This is a genomic window from Streptomyces alkaliphilus (assembly GCF_014141535.1).
GTDB lineage: Bacteria > Actinomycetota > Actinomycetes > Streptomycetales > Streptomycetaceae > Streptomyces > Streptomyces alkaliphilus.
Map to the genome: position 1 here is coordinate 1 of NZ_VKHT01000343.1, position 4906 is coordinate 4906.

Genomic DNA, 4906 nt, shown 5'->3' on the forward strand with positions numbered 1-4906 from the left:
GCATCGGGCGCGGCGCCGTCGACAGGGCCCTCGGGGCGGGAGACCGCGCCGCGCCCGATGCCGTCGGGGAGGGCCCGGGGCCGCCATCGGGCTCCGCGGTGCCGAAGGCCCGCGGCGTCGTCGGGGACGACCGCCGGGCGGGCGCGGGTTCAGCGGGACGGTGCGCCGGCCGCGCGACCGGCGGTGCCGGAGCCGCCGGCGGATGCCTCCTCCGGCGCGGCGTCCCCCTCGCCGTCCTCGCGCAGCCAGCCGGTGACCCGCCCCGGGTGGGCCTCCACCCAGCGGGCGGCGGCACCCTCGGGGGTCATCCCCTCGGCCGCGATCAGGCGGGCGACCTCGTTCTGTTCTCGGGCTGTCCAGGAGAACCGGGTCAGGAAGGCGGCGGCGGCACCGCCGTTCTCGGCGAACTCGGCGTTGAGGTACTTGCGCAGGGCTATCTCCGGATAGCCGCACGGCTGCCCGGTCCCGTCACCGGCCCCGGCCGGGTCGGCGTCCTCGCAGCCCTCGGCGTACGGGGGCAGGTCGATCTCCACCAGCCGCACCTCGGCGTGCAGCCAGTGCGGTTCCCACCAGCCGGCCAGCAGGCCCTCGCCCTTCTCCGCCGCCGTGCGCAGCGCCGCGACCACCTGTTCCTCGCCGCCGAGGGCGACGGGGGTCAGGTCCAGATCGAGGTCCTCGATGAGACGTTCGTCCAGCTCCGTGGCGTCGTCCGGATGCCCGTACACCAGGGCGCCACCCGCCTCCGTCGCCTCGGGGTCCCCGTCGCCGATGTCTTCGTCCTCGGTGCCTTCGTCGTCGGTGCCCTCGCCGCCGGTGCCCTCGTCGTCGGTGTCCCCGGCGGGCACGGCGCCCGGCGGGACGGTCAACTCGTCCGTGAGGTCGGCCAACCACTCCGGGGTGGGTGCCCCGGGACGCGAACGGGCCCACGAGGCGGGGACGTACCACCCCAAGCCCCCGACCGGGCCCAACTCCCCGACGTCCACCACCGACCCGCGTCGGCCGGTGTACAACTCGGCGCGCTCCGGCAGGGCGCCCCAGTCCTCCAGCACCGCGTGCACCTCGCCGGTGTCCATCAGGTCCCACGCCCGCCCCTGGTCCAGCTCGCGCAGGACCACCGGGACGCCGAACTCCTCGCGCAGCACGTGGGCGGCGACGGCCGCGTTGGCCTGGCCGCCGGGCCAGTGCGGAAGGGCGATGACCACCTCGTCGAACCCGCCGGCCGCGGCGGGTTCGGAATGGCAGGCGCCCAGTGGCAGCAGCACCGTCACGCAGACGGCGGTGATCGGCAGCCGGCGTGCCCTCGGGCGTGCGTCCATGTCGAAGCGGTGTCCCCACGGTGTCTCGAGCGTCGGCTACCGGCCGGGGACCGTGTCGTGACGGTCGGCACGACAAAATGCCCGACTGTGCCGTCACGGTCGGCCCGGGCGTCACGACGCACCCGTTCCGGTGGCCCCCCGAATACATTAATCACCCGAAAGGGCCCCGGAAAGCGCGGGCGCGCGCTCCGGGGCCCCGATTTCCGGGCCGGCCGGATGCCGGGCGTCCGGGACCGGCCCGGTGGGTCGGGCGAGGGGCCCGAGGGGGGTGTGGGACCGGTGGTCAGGACTGCTCGGGCAGCCAGGCCTCCACCTTGTCGCGGTTCTCCTCGACCCACCGCGCGGCGGCGTCGGCCTGGTCCATGCCCTCGGCCTGGATCAGCTGCGCCACGTACTCCTGGTCCTCGGTGTCCCACCGGAAGTTCTTCAGGAATTCGGCGGCGACCCCGCCGTTCTCCGAGAAGTCGACGTTGAGGAACTTCGGCAGGTCCACCTCCGGGTAGGCGCAGGCGATCGCCGAGAGGTCCTCGTAGCACTCCTCGGTGTACGGGGGCAGCTCGACCTCGACCAGCTCCACCTCGGCGTTCAGCCAGTGCGGCTCCCACCAGTAGGTGAGCAGCGGGGTGCCGTCGCGGTCGGCGCGCTGGATCGCGGAGATCAGGGCCTCCTCGCTCCCGCCCTCGACGACCTCGAAGTTCAGGTCCAGCTCGCGGACGATCTCCTTGTCGTAGCTGGTGAAGCCGGGGTCGCCGTTGAGGAGCTGGCCCTTGTCGCCGGACTCGGCGGTGCGGAAGTCGTCGGCGAAGTCGTTGAGGTTCTCCCAGTTCAGCACCTCGGGGTTGGCGTCGGCGTACGCCTTGGGGACGAACCAGCCGATGTGGCCGACCACGCCCAGCTCCCCGGCGTGCACCACGGAGCCCTTCTCCTCGATGTAGAGCTGCTCCTTCTCGGGGGCGCCGCCCCAGTCCTCCAGGATGGCGTGGATGGAGCCGTCGTCCAGGCCGTCCCAGGCGAGGGTCTCGTCGAGCTGCTGGACGCGGGCGTCGATGCCCAGGTCCTCCTGCAGGACGTGGACGGCGACGGCGGCGTTGGCGGCGGCGCCGACCCAGTTCGGCTGGGCGATGACGACCTCGCCGGTCCACTCGCCGTCCTCGCCGCCGGCGCCGGAGTTGCCGGTCTCGGCGGCGCCGCAGGCGGTGAGGGCGAGCAGGCCGAGCAGGCCGGTGCCGGCAACCAAAGAACGGCCGGTACGGCCGGAGCGGGTCGGGCGGGTGGGGATGGTGGTGCGCATCGGGGTGTCACTCTCCTGAGGGATATTCGGTGGGTATCGGGATATCTCGGTGTGTATCGGTTGTATCGGTTGTGTCGGTGTGTGTTCGGGTGGTGCTTCGGTCGGTGGGTGCGGTGACGAACGGCGTCCGGAAGCCGGCGCGTCCGTCGGGACGGCCCCGGGTCCGGTCGACGGACCGGACCCGGGGCGGTGGGTCAGTGCCCGCCCGGCCGCGCGGGGGTGTCCGGGCGGCGCGCCGGTTGGGTGATCCGGTCCAGCAGCAGGCCGAGGCAGACGATCGCCGCGCCGGCCGGCAGGCCGACCCCGAGGTCGCCGCGCTGGAGGCCGTAGACGGTGTCGAAGCCCAGGGCGCCGCCGCCGACCAGGCCGCCGACGACGACCACGGCCAGTACCAGCACCACACCCTGGTTGACGGCGAGCAGCAGTTGCGGGCGGGCCAGCGGGAGTTGCACCTGCCACAGCTGTTGCCAGGCGCTCGCGCCCATCGACCGGGACGCCTCGACGACGGTGGGGTCCACCTGCCGCACCCCCTGGGTGGTGATCCGGATGACGGCGGGCAGGGCGTAGATCACGGCCGCGCCGATCGCCGCGATCCGGCCGACGCCGAACAGGGCGATCACCGGGATCAGGTAGATGAACTGCGGCATCGTCTGCATGACGTCCAGCCAGGGCCGCAGCAGGCGTTCGACCAGCCGGTTGCGGGCGGCCAGCACGCCGATCACCACGCCCAGCAGCAGCGTCACCAGCAGGGCGGCGATCACCTGGGAGAGGGTGTTCAGCGACTTCGTCCACAACCCCAGCAGGCCGATCACGGCCAACGAGCCGACGGCGGTCAGCGCGCTGCGCCACCGTCCGGCCAGCCAGCCCAGGACGCCGACCACCAGCAGCACCGCCCACCAGGGCGTCGCGTACAGGGCGTCGCGCAGCGGGTTGAGCACCCACAGCGTGAAGTTCTCCGCCCAGGTCAGGGTGCCGCCCAGGACGGGGACGCCGGAGCCGAAGGTGTCCACGATCCAATCCACGGCGGTGTTCACCGGGCGGGAGATCGTCACCGTCCACTCGCGGGGCCAGTCGCCCCACCCGAGGGCGAGCCGGCCGACGATCCAGCCGAGCAGCACGCCGGAGAGGGCGAGGAGCCCGGCACCGGGGCCGCGCAGGAGGTGTCCCAGCGGGCCGCGCGGGGTGTCGCCGGCCGCTGCCTCCGGGTGCTCCAGGCGGTCGCCGGCGGCGGCCGTGGTGCGGTCCAGCCACACCGCGATGAGCACGATGCACACGCCTGCGGTCAGCGCGTTGCCGACGTTCTGCGTGGTCAGGCCGTTGAAGACGCGGTCGCCCAGGCCGCCGGCGCCGATGATGGAGGCGATGACGACCATGGACAGCGCCATCATGATCGTCTGGTTCAGGCCCAGCAGCATCCGGCCGCGCGCCAGCGGCAACCGGGCGGTCAGCAGTCGCTGCCACCCGCTCGCGCCCAGGGAGCGGGAGGCCTCCAGGGCCGCCGGGTCCGCGTGCCGCAGGCCCAGCGAGGTGAGCCGGGCCATCGGTGGGGTGGCGTAGATGACGGTCGCGAAGAGCGCCGGCGCGGTGCCGATGCCGAACAGCAGGACGAACGGCAGCAGGTAGGCGAAGGCCGGCATCACCTGCATGGTGTCGAAGACCGGCCGCAGGATCCGTTCGGCGCGATCGGAGAGTCCGGCGGCCAGACCCAGCAGCAGGCCGAGTGCGGCGGACAGCGACACGGCGACGATCATCAGCGCCAGGGTGAGTATCGCCGGGTTCCACATGCCCAGCAGGCCGATCACGCCGAAGGTGAGCAGCGCGGTGCCGGCGGTGGACAGCGCCCGACGGGAGGCCCCGCCACCCGCGGCGGCCCAGGCGCCGAGGACGGCGCCGGCGGTGACGCCGACCCAGCCGAGGGCGTCGAGGAAGCCGGCGACGGCGTCCACGGCGGCGTTGATGTTGTTGCTCAGGTGCAGCAGGAAGTAGAGGAAGAGCGGGTGCGAGTCGCGGTTGAGGATGAGCCAGCGGTTCAGCTCGTCCAACGGGGTCTTCGCGTCGATCGCCCAGCTCTCCGGCCACGCGGCGTCGGCGGTGACCAGGGCGCCGAGGACGGCGACGGTCAGCGCGAGGGCGATCAGGCCGCGCGGGCCGCGCAGTCGGGAGAACGCCGCGAGGCGACCGCTCCCGGGCTTGCCGGCGCCGGTACCGGTCGGGCCGGTGCCGGTGGGTCCGGTCGCGGGGTCGCCGTCGACGCCGCCCTCACGGGCGGAGTCGCCGTTGCCGGCGCGCGGGGGGTGGG

3 protein-coding genes are annotated in these 4906 nt (G+C 73.7%); all 3 read right to left on the minus strand.

Annotated elements, in window-relative coordinates; genetic code table 11:
* Window positions 1-149: 149 nt before the first annotated feature.
* Window positions 150-1316: a glycine betaine ABC transporter substrate-binding protein gene (locus FNQ90_RS12615; protein WP_182606461.1), complete on the minus strand. Its 1167-nt coding sequence runs from the start codon at window positions 1314-1316 to the stop codon at window positions 150-152.
* A 283-nt stretch (window positions 1317-1599) separates the two neighbouring features.
* Complete coding sequence (locus tag FNQ90_RS12620; protein ID WP_182606462.1) at window positions 1600-2607, minus strand: glycine betaine ABC transporter substrate-binding protein; 1008 nt, start codon at window positions 2605-2607, stop codon at window positions 1600-1602.
* A 194-nt stretch (window positions 2608-2801) separates the two neighbouring features.
* Window positions 2802-4906 (minus strand): ABC transporter permease (locus FNQ90_RS12625; RefSeq protein ID WP_407699353.1); only part of this gene is annotated, 2105 nt, incomplete at its 5' end.

Bases quoted from the DNA above. Each gene is read 5' to 3' on its own strand.
- FNQ90_RS12620 (WP_182606462.1), bottom strand. From the start codon at position 2,607: ATGCGCACCACCATCCCCACCCGCCCGACCCGCTCCGGCCGTACCGGC.
- FNQ90_RS12615 (WP_182606461.1), bottom strand. From the start codon at position 1,316: ATGGACGCACGCCCGAGGGCACGCCGGCTGCCGATCACCGCCGTCTGC.